The following is a 17,045-nucleotide window of genomic DNA, read 5'->3' on the forward strand; positions in this document are numbered from 1 at the left end:
CTGCTCTGGCTTTGTTTAAGCTTGAGATTGTTGGTGGCGCTTAAGGCCTTGTAACGCAGGCGGTAATAGCCTTGGTAGCATGAGATCGCCAGCATCTTCAGGAACAGCACGACCACACAGACCGCATAGACAGACAGGGCATCGTGCATCACGCCCCCTCGTGAGCATGATGTGCCGAGCGCCTGCCAAAGCCTTCAAACACGATGTACAGAAGCGGCCCCACGGACACAAACACAGCCGTGAGCAGCAAAAAAGGGGCAACCCGTAACTACGATCGTCCTTTCGAACGGGCATCCCTTGGTCAACACGGAGGAAGTCCGCACAATCGCTTGGCAACGTGCCTCACGCGAAGCCGCCGGCAACGCGGCGCTGGCGAGCCTATTGGCGCAACTGCCGACACCCGAAGCGGGTACCGCATTCGTATCGTCGTCGCCCGTGGTGCTGACTCGGCTGCGCTCGAGCCAAGGCGAGTTGAAATTTCTCTCGACGTTCACGACGTTTGGCATGTCTCAGGATATAACAGTGGCATCGCTGCGCATCGAGCACTTGATACCCGCCGATGCGCAAACCTGGCAAGCCATGACATTGGCCTGCAGTGATACGACGAATACTCAGTGAGTGGGGGAAAAACGATGGCTGAGCGCAGTCCTGAGTCTGTCGACACCGCTTCTGCTCCACCCGTCAGTATGTTTGAAGCCTTACTGTTCTGGCTGAAGCTGGGCTTCATCAGCTTCGGCGGCCCAGCAGGGCAAATTTCGATCATGCATCAGGAATTGGTCGAGCGACGCCGCTGGATCAGCGAACGGCGCTTTTTGCATGCGCTCAACTATTGCATGCTGCTGCCCGGCCCCGAGGCCCAGCAATTGGCGACGTACATCGGCTGGCTGATGCATCGGACCTGGGGCGGGGTGATTGCCGGCACATTGTTCGTGCTGCCGTCGCTATTCATCCTGATAGGCCTTTCGTGGGTTTACATCGCCTACGGTGAAGTGCCGGTGGTGGCGGGCATTTTCTATGGCATCAAACCGGCAGTGACCGCCATCGTTGTCCACGCGGCCCACCGTATCGGAGCGCGAGCGCTGAAAAACGGTTGGTTGTGGGCAATCGCAGCGGCCGCCTTCGTGGCTATTTTCGCGCTGAACGTGCCGTTCCCGCTCATCGTTTTGTTGGCTGCATTGCTGGGTTACATCGGCGGGCGCCTTATGCCGAATGCATTCGTGCTCGGCGGGGGCCACAGCGCTGCCACTGCGCACCACGGCGCTGCCTTGATCGACGATGGCACGCCCCCTCCCGAACATGCACGTTTCAACTGGAAACGCCTGCTGGGCCTACTGCTGATAGGTGGCGCCCTGTGGCTACTGCCCATGGGCATGTTGGCTGCGGTGTTTGGCTGGCATGGAACGCTGACGCAGATGGCCTGGTTTTTCACCAAAGCGGCGCTACTGACATTCGGCGGCGCCTACGCCGTATTACCCTACGTCTACCAAGGTGCAATCGGCAGCTACGGCTGGCTCTCACCCACACAGATGATCGATGGCCTGGCATTAGGTGAAACCACGCCTGGGCCGCTGATCATGGTAGTCGCCTTCGTAGGGTTCGTCGGCGGCTACCAGCACCCCATGTGGGGGGCCGAGCATGCATTCATGGCGGGTGCGGCAGCGGCGTGCCTGGTCACCTGGTTCACTTTTTTACCCTCGTTTCTGTTCATTCTCGCAGGCGGCCCACTGGTGGAGTCGACTCATAACGAGATGAAGTTTACAGCGCCACTGACCGCCATCACTGCCGCCGTCGTGGGTGTCATCCTGAACCTAGCCTTGTTCTTCGGCTACCACGTACTCTGGCCTGCAGGATTCAGCGGGCCTTTCGACTGGCCTTCAGCGGTAATTGCAGTGTCCGCGGCAGTCGCGTTGTTCCGCTTCAGGCGCGGAGTGATCAGCGTACTGATTGCCTGCGCAATGGCGGGCCTTGCAACACACCTCTTGGCGGGGGCACAGTGATGTTAGACAGCGAGCCCAGCGATGAGGGACTACCCATGCTCGACGCCGAAACGCACCTGCTCAACAGCTGGCAGCACAACGCCCAAGCCTGGATCGACGCGGTGCGCAGTGGCGCCATCGAGAGCCGTCGGCAGGTGACCGACCAGGCTATCCTGCTGGCCATTCTCAGCCGGCAACCCGAGCGCGTGCTCGACCTTGGGTGTGGTGAAGGCTGGTTGCTGCGGGCGCTGGCCGATCGCGGCATCGAGGCGGTCGGCGTGGATGGCGACAACACCCTGGTGGAGGCGGCCCGTGCGGCAGGCTCCGCCGAGGTACACCTTGCCAGTTACGCACAGCTGGCCGAGGGCGACGTCAGCGTTGGCCGTGACTACGATTTGGTTTGTGCCAATTTTGCGTTGTTGCAGCAGGACGTCATCCCCTTGTTGGCGGCGATGAATGGGCTGCTGGCTCCGGGTGGTGCAGTGGTGATCCAGACGTTGCACCCCTGGAGTGTGGCTGCGGGGGATTATCAGGATGGATGGCGGGAAGAGTCATTCGCAGGGTTTGCCGGGGACTGGCGGCCGATGCCTTGGTACTTCCGCACTTTGGCCAGTTGGCTGAATGCATTGGACATGGCCGGGCTGCGCCTGGTCAGCCTGCAGGAGCCGCAGCACCCGCAAAGTGCGGTGCCGCAGGCGTTGTTGATGGTGGCCGAAGGGCGGTGAACCCTGTGTGGCATTGCAAGCGAGTTGCCGCCCCTTGTGGGAGCGGGCTCGCCCCGCGAACACCGGCAAAGCCGGTGCCATACACCGCGTAGCCCCATTCGCGGGACAAGCCCCCCCACAGGGTTGTGACAATCACAGAACGCGACTGCCACTTGAGACGCTTACAGCACCGGCTTGCGCGCTGCCCCGCTGCGGGCCTTGGCCATTGCTGCCAGGCGCACTGCAACGTTCGCTGCGCCATACCCGGCATAGCCGCCCTTGCGCTGGATGATCTCGAAGAAGAAGCGCTCCTCGAACGGCTCGGTGTACACGTGGAACAGTTCGCCGCCTTGGGCATCGCGGTCATACAACACGTTGTAATACGCCAGTTCACTGAGGAATTCGTCGTCGAAGTCGAAGCGCGCCGCCAGGTCGTCGTAATAGTTGAGCGGGATTTCCAGCAGCGGCACGCCAGCCAACTTGGCACGCGCCACTTCACGGAAGATGTCATCACAATCGAAGGCGATGTGATGCACACCCGAGCCGCGGTAACTGGACAATGCGTGGGCAATGGCGGTGTTGCGGTTCTCGGAAATGTTCAGCGGCAGGCGTAAGGTGCCGCACTGGCTGCGCAGTGCACGGCTCTTGACCAGGCCGTACGGGTCGGGCAGCACCACTTCGTCGTCGGCGGCGAAGTCGAACAGGCTCTTGTAGAACAGCACCCAGCTGTCCAGCGACTCGGCCGGCAATGCCAGGGCCATGTGGTCGATACGGCGCAGGCCACCGCTGGCAGTGGCGGTTTTGTCCAGGCTGAAGTCGGTGTCGTACAGGGTCTGGCCAGCAGTGCCCTGTTCTACCAGGTACAACAGGCTGCCATCGGGCGCGCGCACGGCGGGTACTTCGCACTCGTTGGGGCCGACCAGGCCACGGAACGGCTGGCCACGGAAGGCCGTAGCGCGCTTCAAGGCAGCTTGCTGGTCCTTGACCCGCAACGCCGTGGCGCACAACGACGGGCCATGCGCCTCGAAGAAGTTGTGGCCAAACGAATAGGGTTCGGCATTGAGGACGATGTTGATGTCGCCCTGACGCAACAGTTGCACGTCCTTGCTGCGGTGCTTGCCGGCATCGGCGAAGCCCAGGCGTTTCAGCCAGTTGCTCAAGCGCGCACCCACCGCCTCGTCGACGGCGAATTCGAGGAACTCCACGCCATCATAGGCACTCGCCGCCGGCGGGTTGAACAGCACGCCCGGCTCCACCGCCACGGCCTCCTGCTCCAGGCGCAGGCGGGTCTGCTCTTCGAGGTACAGCAGCGAGCGCAAGCCGTCGGCGGCATTCTGCCGGGGCGGTGCGGCGCGGAAGCCGTCGTTGAAGATTTCCAGGGACAGCGGGCCGCGGTAGCCGGTGGCGAGGATCGGCGCGAGGAAGCCGGCCAGGTCCATTTCGCCCTGCCCCGGGAAGCAGCGGAAATGCCGGCTCCACTCCAGCACGTCCATGGCCAGGATCGGTGCGTCGGCCATCTGCACGAAGAAAATCTTGTCGCCCGGGATGTCACGGATCGCGCTCGGGTCACCCTTGAGCGACAAGGTATGGAAACTGTCGAGGATCACCCCAAGCGACGGATGGTCGGCCTGGCGCACCAGGTTCCAGACCTGCTGGTAGGTATTGACGTGACGCCCCCAGGCCAACGCTTCATAACCGATGCGCAGGCCACGCTTGCCGGCATGCTCGGCCAGCAGGCGCAGGTCGTCCACCAGCAGTTGCTCGTCGCCCAGGGCATCGGCCTGGACGTTGCTGCACACCAGCACCAGGTCGGTGCCCAGCTCTTGCATCAGGTCGAACTTGCGCTCGGCGCGGTCGACGTTGCGCTGCAGCCGGTCGCGGCGGCAGCCTTCAAAGTCGCGGAACGGCTGGAACAGGGTGATGGCGATGCCCAGGTCCGCGCACATCTGGCGAACCTGACGCGGGCTGCCGGCGTAATAGAGCAAGTCGTTTTCGAAAATCTCGACGCCGTCGAAACCGGCGGCGGCGATGGCTTCGAGCTTTTCCGGCAGAGTGCCGCTCAAGGACACGGTGGCAATCGAACGCTGCATGGCGGGAGTTCCTTGTTGTTAGGGGACGACGGCGCAGGAAAACCACGGTAACGGTGCCTGGCATGATGGATTATTCGCAGGTAAAGTCGCCTCATCAATCTCTTTGTACGGAATGGTTAGTTTTGTGTTCGATTACCGAACAAAACCGGATTTCGCGAATTGCTAGACCGCCACCCCGTGGTCAACATGAAACCAGACGCAGGCACACCGACTGCCGCCTTCTTGCCAGACGGTCATTCGGCAGAACCTGCGCTAAAAAGCCCAACGCCACAACATAATAAGTTCAATAAAACCGGGTACCGACCTATGAACACTGCTCTCGCCTTGCGATCCGCACCTGTCTCCTGGCTGCCTGTCACAGCCTTGGCGCGGAATACGCCCGCACTTCACGTTTGACCCCACTCCCGAGATAACCCCACGCTCGCCTTGCGCCGTGCGGGAACCAACAAGAACAACGGAGACACCGATGGCTCACTCCAGCTCTCAAGCCAAGAAAGCGACCGCCAGTGGATGGATAGGCTCGGCACTCGAGTACTACGACTTTTTCATCTATGCACAGGCTGCGGCCCTGATTTTCCCGCAAATCTTCTTCCCTAACACCGACCCGAAAATGGCGATCATCGCCTCGCTGGCCACTTACGGTGTCGGCTACCTGGCCCGCCCGGTCGGCGCCATCGTGCTCGGCCACTGGGGTGATACCCGCGGGCGCAAGAACGTACTGCTGCTGTGCATGTTCCTGATGGGTGTGTCGACCATGGCCGTCGGCCTGCTGCCGACGTACCACGACATCGGTATCCTCGCCCCCGCCTTGCTGGTGCTGCTGCGCCTGGTCCAGGGCTTCGCGGTAGCCGGCGAGATCTCCGGTGCCAGTTCGATGATCATGGAGCACGCGCCGTTCGGCCGACGAGGCTACTACGCGAGCTTTACCCTGCAGGGCGTACAAGCCGGCCAGGTCTTGGCGGCGGCGGTGTTCCTGCCACTGGCCTACTTCATGCCGAGTGAAGCCTTCAACGATTGGGGCTGGAGGATTCCGTTCCTGATGAGCGCCGTGGTGCTGATCGCCGGTTTCATCATCCGTAAAGAAGTGCACGAAACGCCTGCCTTCGTGAAGGAAGAGAAGCAGGATAAAGTTGCCAAATCGCCAGTCAGCGAGGCCTTCCGCCACAGCTGGAAACACATGGTGCTGGTGATGTTCATGGCCCTGATGAACGTGATCCCGGTCGTCGCGACCATTTTCGGTGCGGCCTACGCGGTGCAGCCGGCCTATGGCATCGGCTTCGACAAGAGCGTGTACCTGTGGATTCCGGTGGTCGGCAACATCGTCGCGGTGTTGGTGATTCCATTCGTCGGCAACCTTTCCGACAAGATCGGCCGTCGCCCGACCATGATCGCCGGGTGCCTGGGTTCGGGCCTGCTGGCCTTCGTCTACCTGTATGCGATCAGCATCCAGAACGTACCGCTGGCCTTCGCTGCCTCGATCGTGATGTGGGGCATGGTCTACCAGGGCTACAACGCGGTGTTCCCAAGCTTCTACCCTGAGCTGTTCCAGACCCGCTACCGTGTTTCGGCCATGGCCATTGCGCAGAACATCGGCACCATGCTGACGGCCATGCTGCCGGCGCTGTTCGCCCTGGTGGCGCCACCGGGCTCGGACAACATTCCACTGGTCGTGGGTGGCATGGCGTTCTTCATCACCTGCATCTGCGCCCTGGCGGCGTACATCGCACCGGAAACCCATCGCCTGTCGATGGAAGACCTCGGCAACCCGCAAGCCAAGCCGATGGAAAAGGCCGCGTACGAAGCCAGCCGTAAAGGCAGCTTGCAGACTGCAAGCCACTGATCGATCGCAGGGGGCTGCTGCGCAGCCCATTCGCGGCGCAAGGCCGCTCCCACAGGTGTGCGCAAATCCCTGTAGGAGCGGCCTTGCGTCGCGAACGGGCCGCAAAGCGGCCCCAGCGTTTTCAGCCCTTGATCACTTCCTGCAGCCGCTGCCACAGACTTTCAACATGCTCCCGCTCGGTCGGCAATGCGCCAATCGACACCCGCACCATCCACCGCCCATCAAGGGTAGCCGGCGTTACATACGCCTCCCCAGAACCATTGAGCCGCTCGGCCCAAGCCTTGGTATGCGCATCCAGCGCCTCCCCTTCCAGCCCCGCCGGCCGATGCTGGATGCACAGCGTCTGCAACTGCACGGGCGCCAATAGCGTCCAACCCGGTGTCGCCTCGACCTGCCCAGCAAGCCACTGAGCATTATCCAAATCACGGCGCAAACGCGCCTGCAGCGCTTCGACGCCTTCACTGCGCAACATGAACCACAGTTTCAAAGCGCGGAACCGCCGGCCCAGTGGAATACCCCAATCACGCAGGTTCTTGACCTCACCATCCACCGCCGACTGCAGGTAGCTGGGGTTGGTGCTCATCACCCGGATCAGGTGCTGCGGGTCGCGCACGTAGTAGATCGAACAATCAAAGGCCACACCCAGCCATTTGTGCGCGTTGACCACCACCGAGTCGGCCAGCTCGATGCCGTCCCACATCCAGCGGCACTCGGGCAGAATCATTGCAGATCCCGCCATGGCCGAGTCAACGTGCAGCCACAGGCCATGGGCCTGGGTGATTTCACCAATCGGGCGCAGTGGGTCGAGTGCCGTGGTGGCGGTGGTGCCGGTGGTCGCGACAACCGCACAAGGCTGATTACCTGCCGCCAGGTCCTGCTCTATCGCCGCCCGCAGCGCGTCTGGCTGCAGGGCGAACTGCGCGTCGGTGGGGATCAGGCGAATGTTGTCACGGCCAAAACCGGCCAGCAGTGCGGCCTTGTCCACCGAGCTGTGGGCGTGGGCGCTGACGTAAACGATCAGCGGCTTGGCCTGGGCCTGCAGGCCACCGCGGACCAACGCGTAATCGCTGGCCTGTTCGCGGGCGCAGATCAGCGCCACCAGGGTGCTGGTCGAGGCGGTGTCCTGGATCACCCCGCTCCATTGCCCTGAAAGGCCGAGCAACTGGCGCAGCCAGTCGAGGGTGGTTTCTTCCAGCTCGCTCAAGGCTGGGCTGGACTGCCAGGACAGGCCCAATACACCCAGGCCGGTACTGAGAAAGTCGCCCAGCACCGATGACAACGTGCCGTTGGACGGGAAGTAACCGTAGAAATCCGGGTGCTGCCAGTGCGACAGACCTGGCATGACCAGGTTGTTGACGTCGTCGAGAATCGCCTCGAAAGGTTCGCCCTGCTGCGGGGCGCCTGCCGGCAGGGCCGCTTTCAGGTAGCCCGGTTCGACTTGGGCCATGACCGGGCGTTCGCCCACGGTTTGGCGGTAGTCGGCGATCAGGTCGATCAATTGGTGGCCGTACTGGCGGAATTGTTCTGGGGTCACGGGCGGTCTCCATTGGGCACTGGCAATACAGGCCCATCAGTCTAGGTGCCACCCGCCCTGCAAAGAACCCCGCTTCGTGCATACCTCCTATGGCGTTGGCGCATGCCCCCCTTGCACGCCGAACTGGGACTGGCGCCAGAGCTCGAATACCCGGTTGCGCAACCAGCGGTGCTCGGCCGAGGCCTGCAGGCGCTGGTGCCAGACCACCCAGTAACGCTGGCTGTGATCGATGAAGCCCAACGGTCGCCAGGCCAGGTCATGCAAACGGCACAGTTGCCGGGCGATGTGCTCCGGGACCGTGGCCACCGCCTGGCTATTGCCGATCACCTGCACGGTGGCCGAAAAAAACGGCACTTCCAGGCTGACCCGCCGCTGCAGGCCCTGGGCGCGCAGGTGGCGGTCGATGAAGCTGTCCTTGTCGCCACCCCCGGAAATGCGCACATGCTTGTGCGCCAGATACGCTGCCTGGCTGAGCGTTTCATGGGCGGTCAACGGGTGGTCGCGGCGCATCAGGCACACCGCGCGGTCCTCGCCGAGCAGACGACCATGCAGGTTGGGCGGCGACTCGTCGAACAAGGTGGTGGCCAGGTCGATCTCGCCACTGGCCAGCAACGCGTACTGGCCAGCCTGCCAGGTGCGGTATTCGAGGGACACGCCGGGCGCTTCGTGCTCCAGCGCCGCCACCAGCAGCGGCAGCATATGCTCGGCGACGTAGTCCGAGGCCGCCAGGCAGAAACGGCGCTCGCAGCGAGCGGGGTCGAACACAGCCGGTTGGCGCAGGGCGTGCAGCTCTTCTAGGACCTGGCGCAGTGGCTCGACCAGGGCTTCGGCATGCTCGCTGAGCACGTAACCACGGCCTTGGCGCACCAGCAGCGGGTCGTCGAATGCTTCGCGCAGGTGGGCCAGTTGACGGCTCAGGGCAGATTGGCTGACACCCAGGCGCTCGGCGGCGTGGCTGAGGTTCTTGAGCTGCAGGAGGCAGTCGAGGGTGCGTAGATGGGCGAGACTCAGGGAGGCAAAAGTTGAGTTCATGCAGGCTCCCCTTTATCAAATTCACCGGCCCATTCGCGGGACAAGCCCGCTCCCACAGAGCCCCGCCGTGTTTGAGGTTAGCGGAGGCCTGTGGGAGCGGGCTTGCCCCGCGAATGGGCCGCAAAGCGGCCCCGGCTTTTAGTCGGTCAGGCCGACATAGACGTTCTGCACGTCATCGTTCTCATCGATCGCCTCGAGGAACGCCTCGACCTCGGCCAATGCCTCAGCGCTCAGGCTGGCAGCACTTACCGGGTTCTTCGGGGTGTAGCCGATCTTTGCCGATGTCACGGTAAAGCCATGCTCCGGCAGGGCCTTTTGCACCGCGTCCAGGTCGGTGGTGTCGGTGATGAACAGGGTCGAACCCTCTTCTTCCCCTTCCTCGAAGTCCTGGGCACCGGCTTCGATGGCGGCCATTTCCGGGTCGGCACCTTCGGTCGGGGTGGCTTCGATCAGGCCGACATGGTTGAAGTCCCAGGCTACCGAACCGCTCGCACCCAACTGGCCCTTGCGGAACAGCACGCGGATCTGCGCGACGGTACGGTTGATGTTGTCTGTCAGGCACTCGACGATCAGCGGCACCTGGTGCGGCGCAAAACCTTCGTAGCTGACCGCGTGGTACTGCACGGCATCACCGTCCAGGCCGGCACCCTTGCGGATTGCCCGGTCCAGGGTCTCGCGGGTCATCGAGGCCTTTTTGGCCTGCACGATCGCCAGGCGCAGGCGCGGGTTCATGTCGGGATCTGCGCCCGATTTGGCAGCGATCTGGATCTCTTTGGACAGCTTGCCCATGATCTTGCCTTTGGCATTGGCCGCTGTTTCTCTATGTTTGGCTTTCCACTGTGCGCCCATGTCGACTCTCTTGTTTCAACGGCCAGTTCAGGAAGCGACCGGCCAAAAGTGGGTGCAGTTTATACGCCCTCGGGCATGTGATCGACAAGAAATCTCATGCTTTGTCGGCCTTCCCCGCCGCCGCCGCAAAACGTGCCAGGCGTACATCGAGGTGCCGTGGCCGCAGCCCGCGGTCCTCGGCGCGCTCCTTGCGGCGAATGGCATTGCGCACCATCAGCGACCCCAGGTAGCGAATCGGCTCTGGCGGAAACAGCCCCAGCGGCCCCTGGACCAATGGCGAGCGGGTCCAGGGGTTGTCCAGCCCCAGCGCCAGCGACGACAGGATTTGCCCCCCCATGTGGCACGGCCCGACGCCGCTGCCGGAATAGCCAAAGCCATAGAACACGTTGCCCTGCCCGTCTAACCGGCCAAAGAACGGCAAGCCCGTGACAGAGCGGTCCGACGGGCCGTTCCAGCTGGCCGCCAAGGGCACGTCCGCCAACGCCGGAAAAAACTCGCCCAGGCTTTCACGCAGCAGCGGCCGGTAGGGTGAGGGCTGGTCGAATACCGGCAGCATGCGCCCGCCATAGGCGAAGGTATTGCCGCCCTTGCCGAGCATCAGTCGGCCATCGGAGGTGTTGTGGTAGTAATGCACGAAAATGCGCGAATCGAGCACGCTGACGCCGCTGTCCAGGCCGATTTCGCGCAACAGTTCCGGGCACGGCTCGGTGATAATCATGTCGCTGGACACAATCGCTACACTGCGCTCGAACTGGGGGAACGCCCGCGCCATCCAGGCATTGAGGCCCAACACTACACGGTCGGCGTGCACCGTGCCGTGGGCCGTGCGCACCTGTACCGGCGCACCGTGCGCCAGGCCCGTCATGGCCGTGCCTTCGTGAATGCGCACGCCACGCTGCAACGCCACCCGCCGCAGGCCGCGCACCAACTGCCCGGGCTGCACGGTGGCGGCGGCCGGGGAGAACCAGCCTTCCAGGTGTCGCGCCGACCCCGCCAGGCGTTGCACCTGGTCCAGCGGCAGCCGCTGGAACGAATTCACCCCCTGCTGCTCCAGCGCGGCGATCACCGCATCGGTGGCACCGACCTGGGCCGAGTTGGTGGCGGTGTACAGCGTGCCGTCCTGGCGGTAGTCACAGTCGATGCCATTGGCCGCGCAAAACGCGCCGATGGCACCAATGCTGCGTTCCGACTCGCGCACCAGGCGCACCGCTTCAGCCGCCCCGAACAGGCGCTCGAGGGTGAAGTACTTGGCCGACCACGACAGCACACAACCGCCATTGCGACCACTGGCGCCAGCGCCGCAGATGTCGGCCTCGATCAGCACGACATCCAGTGCCGGCACCGCCTCCTTGAGCATCAACGCGGTCCACAGGCCCGTGTAGCCGCCGCCAACAATGCACACATCGCAACGGCTGTCGCCTTGCAGCGGCGGGCACGCCGCTTCCTGCGCCGAATCCAGGGCCTGTTGCAGCCAGAAGGGTCTCATTCGCTCACTTTCCTTTAGGTACGCAGTGGCTTGATTGCCATGCTGGTGTTTGGTGCCACGTCGTTGCGCTGCACCGCGGTGGCCGGGCGGCTGTTCCAGTGCGGCAGCAGCACCAGCGCCGAGAACAGTGCGCAACCGGCGAACACGATGAACACCGTGACGCCGTCGAAATAACCCGGCAGCAGCCCGCCAAGCACGGCGCCCACCGAGCCGCAGCCGTTGACGAAGCCTGCTGCGGTGGCACCTGCCTTGGCGGTGCCGAAGTCGATGGCCGCAGCGCCGCTGATCATCGAGTCAGGGCCATACAAGGTCAGGCCCATGACGAACAGCAGGCCCACCACCAGCATCACGCTGCCGGTGTGCATGGCCGCCATGAACGCGGCTAGCGTCACCGTCAACAGCACCAAGCTGATCACGCACGCCGGCATGCGCCGTGCGCCGAACAGTTTGTCGGAGGCCAGGCCAATCATGATCGGCCCCAGCAGCCCAGCCAGTTCGAAGGCCGTGGGGATGATCGCCGCGCCGACCTTGCCCACCGACGGCATTTGCTCGAAGACGATCACTGGCCCCCACAGCAGAATGGCGTAGCGCGCCGGTTTGAGCAGGAAGTAGGCCAGGCCCAGGGTCAACACCGTGCGGTTACGCAGGATCTCGCGCAACGGCGCCCAGACGCTGCACAGGTTCGCGCCCGGTGCCATGCTCTGCGGCTCGGGCTCTACGGCAGGCAAGCCGACGTCTTCTGGCTTGTTGCGCTGCAGGAAGAAAAACAGCACAGCCACCAGGGCGACCACCACGGCACTGGAGAAAAACGCGGCGTGCCAGGTGCCGACCAGGGTGTAAGCCCACCAGCCGGCAAACGGCGAGGCCACCAGGCCGCCAAAGGCATAGCACGAGCTCCACAACCCCAGTACCCGCCCGCGCTGCGCGGCAGGGAAGAAGCTGCCGATGTTCTTGCACAAACCGGCCCAGCCGGTGGACTGCGCCAGGCCTTGGATCAACATGCAGGTGGCGAAGATCGGGAAGGTGGCGTAGCTACCCATCACCACCGCCGCCGCAGCCGAGATCAGCAAGCCGCCAAGCACCACCACACGTGGGCCGAAGCGGTCGGCAAGCATGCCCCAGGTGAACTGGCCCACGGCATAGGCGGCCAGGTAGATCGCGTCAAGGTTGGCCATGGCCGCCTTGTCGAGCATGAAGCTTGGGTCTTCGGCGATGCCCAGCTTGGCGACCGAGAACGCCTTGCGGGTGAAGTAGAAGGCGGCGTAGGCCAGCCAGGTGATTGCGAAAACCTGCATACGCCAGCGTTTGAACGTGGCTAGGGAATGGTTCATGTGAGTCTGACCTCTTGCTCAAGTGTGCCGGCAGAATGTGAAGAAACGCCTGTCTTGTTCTTGTGTTACGCACAGCGATGGCGGGGGCCCGTCATCGGGTCAGATGGCGCTGTATCAGCACCATGGCCCCGACCGGCGCTTGTGGCTGCGCGGGGCTGGGAGGTATGGAAACAGCTGGTGACTGATAAATAAAATCGATTTATCGTATTTCACTCATAAGCCCAGCTTGTTACTGGAGTCGTCATGTCGGTGTCCCACGCTCAACTCAAGGCCTTTCACGCGGTGGCGGTGCACGGCAGCTTCACCCGTGCCGCGCAAAAACTGTTTCTGACCCAGCCGGCTGTCTCCGACCAGGTGCGCAAGTTGGAAGAGCGCTTTGGCGTGCTGCTGTTCCACCGCAACAAGCGTTCGGTGCAACTGACTGACCTGGGCGAGCGCCTGCTGGGCATCAGCCAACGCCTGTTCGCCTGCGAAGCCGAAGCCCACGAGTTGCTGCAGGACTCACGCGCCCTGCACACCGGCAGCCTGGTGTTGGCGGTGGACGCGCCGGTGCACGTGCTGCCGCAGATTGCGCGGTTCTGCCAGCGTTACCCGGGCATCCAGGTGAAGATCGAAACCGGCAACACCGATGAATCGTTGGCCCGGCTGTTCAGCTACCAGGCGGACCTGGCACTGCTGGGACGGGACGTCGACGATGAGCGCCTGCACTGCCTGCCGCTGCGCCGCGACCCAATGGTTGCCTTCGTCAGCCACCATCACCCTTGGGCCAGCCGGGGCTCGATCAGCCTGGCGGACCTGGATGACACCCCGCTGGTGCTGAGGGAGCCTGGGTCGGTGACGCGGCAGACGCTGGAAGAAGAAATGCAGCGCGCCGGGCTGCGGATTCGGCCGGCGATCCAGGTGGAAGGCCGGGAGGCGGCGCGCGAAGCGGTGGTGGTGGGGATTGGCGTGGGGGTTGTGTCGGCGGCGGAGTTTGGCGCGGATGCGCGGGTGTGTGCGTTGCCGATTGTCGACTGTCAGCGGCATTTGACCGAGACGCTGGTGTGCCTCAGCGAGCAACGTACGCGGCGGGTGGTGGCGACGTTCTTGCAAATGGTTGAGGAAGGGCTGTAAAGCTGCATCCCCAATGTTTGCTTGGTAGCAGCAGCCTTGTGCTGCGAAGAGGCCGGTGCAGGCAGCATTGATGTATGGTGCCTGTACCGGCCTCTTCGCAGCACAAGGCTGCTCCTACAAGGATCGCGAGGATCACGAAGGTCGCGAGGATCACGCCCCATGCTCTTTCGATTTGCCGCCGACGCGCTGGTGCTGTTGCACCTGGCCTTCATCTTGTGGGTGCTGTTCGGTGGGCTGATGGTACTCAAGTGGCGCCCCGCCCTGCTCGTCCACCTGCCCGCCCTGGCCTGGGGCTTGGCGGTAGAAGGGTTGCACCTGGAATGCCCGCTGACCGACTGGGAAAACCGCATGCGCTTCGCCGCTGGCGACGCGGGCTACCACGGCGGTTTCGTCGAACATTACATCTGGCCGCTGATCTATCCGGCCGGGCTGACGCCGCAGATCCAATGGCTGCTGGGCGCCATCGTCCTACTGGCCAACCTGGCCATCTACGGCTACGTGCTCGGGCGCCGGCGCCGCCCTACCGCGTAGCGATCACGAACAAGCGCGGGAACGGCAACAGCACCTTACCATCGGTGGCCGGTGGGTAGTCGTGTTGCATCGCCTGCAGGTACATCTGCAGGAAGGCGGCTTGCTCTTGTTCGTCCAGCCTGGCCAGGTAAGGCCGCAAAGCCGAGCCCTTGAACCACTCAACCACCGCTTCGGCGCCACCCTCCAACGCATGATGGTACGTAGTACGCCATACATCCACCCGCGCACTCCGCGGGCTGAGCAGGTCGTAATAGAACGCGGCGTTGTGCCTGGGCGGTAGCTGGAAATCGGCGAATTTAGCGGCCCAGGGGCCTTTGCTGGCGATTTCGCGCAGTTGCCGGTGCGCTGGCTCGTCAAGGTTGTCAGGGGTTTGCACCGCCAGGCTGCCGCCCTCGCTCAGCTGGCTGAGCAGGTGCGGATACAGCGAAGCGTGGTCCGGCACCCATTGCAGCGAGGCATTGGCTAGGATCAGGTCTTGCGGCTCTGGCGCCGCCCACTGGGCTATGTCGGCAATGGCGCAGCGCACGCGTGGTACACACAGTCTTTTGCGCTCCCGGGCCTTTTCGACCATGTCCGGGTCGCTGTCCAACGCCGTCACCTGGGCATCGGGGTAGCGCTGCAGCAGCACCTCGGTCGAGTTGCCCGGGCCGCAGCCCAGGTCGGTGGCATGGCGGACCGGTCGCGGTGGCACGGCGGTCAGCAGGTCGCGTACGGCGCGGGTGCGCTCGTTTTCGAACAGGGAATACTGGGTGGCGGACCAGGCCATGTGCGGCTCCTTTGGGCGGGCAATGTGCCCAGCATAAGCCAAGTAGTGGCACTTAGGGTCTATTCGCGGGCCGGAACCGAGCGTCTATCCTTGAAGTCAGTCCTTATATGCGCCTGCCCATGAAAACATTCCTGGCCCTCGCCATACTGGCCCTGATCGCCGCTGCCGCCCTCCTCGGCTCGCCGTGGATGAACCAGCGTTTCCACATGCCGCCGGACAAACACCCGGCCCAACAACGCGAAACGGCCGGGTCCCCAAGGGAGCCGGCCGTTTCGAACCACAACTGAAGCTTAGTGGCGTTTGGCGCTACGGACCTGATGCACCACACCCATGGCTACCACGACTGCGGCAGCAATACCGGTGGAGATCACCAGGATCTGGTAGTCAGGCATGAACGCCATGGTCACCAGGGCAGCCACGATGAACGCGATTACCAGGTAGGTCAGCCACGGGAACAGCCACATCTTCAGGCGCACTTCCTTGCCTTCGGCAATCAGCTTGCGGCGCATGCGCAGCTGCGAGAAGGCGATCACCAGGTACACCAGCAGCGCGATCATGCCGGTGGTGTTCATCAGGGTGTCCAGCACGTCTTTCGGGCGCAGGGTTTCGCTGAAGTTGATCAGCGCACACACCACCGCCACGGCGCACGAGCCCATGATTGCGTACACCGGTACGCCGGTGCCGGCGCGGGTGATCTTGAAGAACGACGGCGCGTCGCCACGCTGGGACAGCGAGAACAGCATGCGCGAAGCAGTGTAGTGACCGGAGATCAGGCAGCTGCTCACCGAGGTCAGGACCACGAAGTTCATCAGCAACTCGGCATACGGCACGCCCAGCAGCTCCAGGGTACGGCGGTAGGCGCCATAGCCCGAGACGCCCAGGTGCGGGTCGTTCCACGGTACCAGGCAGACGATCAGGAAGATCGAGCCAACGTAGAACAAGCACACACGCCACACCACCGAGTTGGTGGCCTTGACGATCTGCGCGGCCGGGTCTTTGGCTTCGGACGCGGCGATGGTGACGATCTCTGCGCCGAGGAAGGCGAACATCACCCCGAGCAACGCACCAATCACCGTGGTGATGCCGTTGGGCATGAAGCCTTCTGCGGTCAGGTGGCTGATGCCGCGCACTTCACCGAACTGCCAGACGTTCATCACCGCTGCGGTGCACACCACCAGGAAGCAGACGATGGCGATCACCTTGATCAAGGCAAACCAGAACTCGAACTCGCCGTAATGCTTGACGTTGAAGAAGTTGACGGTGATCAGCAGCAGGGTCGTGGCCAGCACGAACACGTTGACACTGACGTCAGGGAAGAAGCCATGCAGGATCTTGCCCGCCACATAGGCTTCCCACGCCATGAGGATGACCCAGTACCACCAGTACAGCCAGCCGATGGTGAAACCTGCCCAACGGCCAATGGCGCGGTCGGCGTAGGTGGAGAACGAGCCGGTGTCAGGCGAGGACGTCGCCATTTCGCCGAGCATGCGCATGATCAGCACCACCAGGATGCCCCCTGCCAAGTAGGCCAGGACAGCGGCCGGGCCGGCGCTGTGAATCACGCTGCCGGAACCGACGAACAAGGCGCCGCCGATAACCCCGGCGATCGACATCATCGTCAGGTGGCGCGACTTGAGGGAGGCACTGAGCTTGCTCTCGTGCCCGCCTTTCGCGGTGGTGGTTGTGGATGTTGCGTCCATCAGTTGTGTACCCCGTGCTTCTTTTTATCCAAGGAAAACTGTGAGACCCCGATGGCTAGCGGCCTCACCTGTACATCAGTGCTAATGCGGGCA

14 protein-coding genes and 3 pseudogenes are annotated in these 17,045 nt (G+C 63.3%); 7 read left to right on the forward strand and 10 right to left on the reverse strand.

Annotation, left to right across the window (positions count from 1 at the left end):
• Window positions 1-38: 38 nt before the first annotated feature.
• A pseudogene (locus tag HU750_RS27150) lies at window positions 39-149 on the reverse strand (MAPEG family protein); the annotation flags it as partial.
• Window positions 149-298: pseudogene (locus HU750_RS27155) on the reverse strand (DUF2834 domain-containing protein); the annotation flags it as partial. The pseudogenes HU750_RS27150 and HU750_RS27155, both read right to left, overlap by 1 nt.
• Between HU750_RS27155 and HU750_RS08780 the strand changes: the two are divergent.
• From HU750_RS08780 to HU750_RS08790, 3 genes and pseudogenes are all read left to right on the forward strand, one after another.
• Window positions 289-618 (forward strand): annotated as a pseudogene (locus tag HU750_RS08780) (helix-turn-helix domain-containing protein); the annotation flags it as partial. The pseudogenes HU750_RS27155 and HU750_RS08780 sit on opposite strands and share 10 nt — an antisense overlap.
• A 14-nt stretch (window positions 619-632) precedes the next feature.
• Entirely contained in the window at window positions 633-1,997 is a 1,365-nt protein-coding gene (gene chrA, locus HU750_RS08785; RefSeq protein WP_186678689.1) for a chromate efflux transporter, read from the forward strand.
• Between the two features lie 35 nt (window positions 1,998-2,032).
• Window positions 2,033-2,701, forward strand: coding sequence for a class I SAM-dependent methyltransferase (locus HU750_RS08790; RefSeq protein ID WP_186678691.1), 669 nt, complete (start codon window positions 2,033-2,035; stop codon window positions 2,699-2,701).
• A gap of 161 nt (window positions 2,702-2,862) precedes the next feature.
• On the opposite strand, the gene quiC is transcribed toward HU750_RS08790, so the two are convergent.
• Window positions 2,863-4,770, reverse strand: coding sequence for a 3-dehydroshikimate dehydratase QuiC (quiC, locus tag HU750_RS08795; protein ID WP_027593781.1), 1,908 nt, complete (start codon window positions 4,768-4,770; stop codon window positions 2,863-2,865).
• A 466-nt stretch (window positions 4,771-5,236) separates the two neighbouring features.
• On the opposite strand from quiC, the gene HU750_RS08800 reads away from it, so the two are divergent.
• On the forward strand, window positions 5,237-6,610 hold the full coding sequence (locus HU750_RS08800; protein ID WP_027593782.1) for an MFS transporter: 1,374 nt from the start codon (window positions 5,237-5,239) through the stop codon (window positions 6,608-6,610).
• 121 nt (window positions 6,611-6,731) lie between these two features.
• Here the strand turns inward: HU750_RS08800 and HU750_RS08805 are convergent, their stop codons facing one another.
• The 5 genes from HU750_RS08805 to HU750_RS08825 all read right to left on the reverse strand — a co-directional run bounded on the left by HU750_RS08805 (window position 6,732) and on the right by HU750_RS08825 (window position 12,842).
• On the reverse strand, window positions 6,732-8,144 hold the full coding sequence (locus tag HU750_RS08805) for a DOPA decarboxylase (RefSeq protein WP_186678693.1): 1,413 nt from the start codon (window positions 8,142-8,144) through the stop codon (window positions 6,732-6,734).
• An 87-nt stretch (window positions 8,145-8,231) separates the two neighbouring features.
• The gene (locus tag HU750_RS08810; RefSeq protein WP_186678695.1) at window positions 8,232-9,176 is read right to left on the reverse strand and encodes a LysR family transcriptional regulator; all 945 of its coding nucleotides are present in this window, start codon (window positions 9,174-9,176) and stop codon (window positions 8,232-8,234) included.
• Between the two features lie 138 nt (window positions 9,177-9,314).
• A complete protein-coding gene (locus tag HU750_RS08815; protein ID WP_186678697.1) occupies window positions 9,315-10,025 on the reverse strand; it encodes a YebC/PmpR family DNA-binding transcriptional regulator in 711 nt (236 codons plus the stop codon).
• A 94-nt stretch (window positions 10,026-10,119) separates the two neighbouring features.
• Window positions 10,120-11,511: an FAD-dependent oxidoreductase gene (locus HU750_RS08820; protein WP_186678704.1), complete on the reverse strand. Its 1,392-nt coding sequence runs from the start codon at window positions 11,509-11,511 to the stop codon at window positions 10,120-10,122.
• A gap of 14 nt (window positions 11,512-11,525) precedes the next feature.
• Window positions 11,526-12,842: an MFS transporter gene (locus HU750_RS08825; protein ID WP_186678705.1), complete on the reverse strand. Its 1,317-nt coding sequence runs from the start codon at window positions 12,840-12,842 to the stop codon at window positions 11,526-11,528.
• 243 nt (window positions 12,843-13,085) lie between these two features.
• Between HU750_RS08825 and HU750_RS08830 the strand changes: the two genes are divergently transcribed.
• On the forward strand, window positions 13,086-13,955 hold the full coding sequence (locus HU750_RS08830) for a LysR substrate-binding domain-containing protein (protein ID WP_085273296.1): 870 nt from the start codon (window positions 13,086-13,088) through the stop codon (window positions 13,953-13,955).
• Between the two features lie 159 nt (window positions 13,956-14,114).
• Window positions 14,115-14,486, forward strand: a complete 372-nt coding sequence (locus tag HU750_RS08835; protein WP_186678708.1) for a DUF2784 domain-containing protein — start codon at window positions 14,115-14,117, stop codon at window positions 14,484-14,486.
• Here the strand turns inward: HU750_RS08835 and tam are convergent.
• Entirely contained in the window at window positions 14,476-15,252 is a 777-nt protein-coding gene (gene tam / locus HU750_RS08840) for a trans-aconitate 2-methyltransferase (protein ID WP_186678710.1), read from the reverse strand. The two genes, HU750_RS08835 and tam, sit on opposite strands and share 11 nt — an antisense overlap.
• A 107-nt stretch (window positions 15,253-15,359) precedes the next feature.
• On the opposite strand from tam, the gene HU750_RS08845 reads away from it, so the two are divergent.
• Complete coding sequence (locus HU750_RS08845) at window positions 15,360-15,539, forward strand: hypothetical protein (protein WP_099429838.1); 180 nt, start codon at window positions 15,360-15,362, stop codon at window positions 15,537-15,539.
• Window positions 15,540-15,542: 3 nt separating this feature from the next.
• Here the strand turns inward: HU750_RS08845 and HU750_RS08850 are convergent, their stop codons facing one another.
• A complete protein-coding gene (locus HU750_RS08850; RefSeq protein WP_186678713.1) occupies window positions 15,543-16,952 on the reverse strand; it encodes an amino acid permease in 1,410 nt (469 codons plus the stop codon).
• Window positions 16,953-17,045 lie beyond the last annotated feature (93 nt).

Origin of the sequence: Pseudomonas sp. SWRI50, from assembly GCF_014269095.1 — a bacterium.
In the GTDB taxonomy this organism is placed as follows: domain Bacteria; phylum Pseudomonadota; class Gammaproteobacteria; order Pseudomonadales; family Pseudomonadaceae; genus Aquipseudomonas; species Aquipseudomonas kermanshahensis.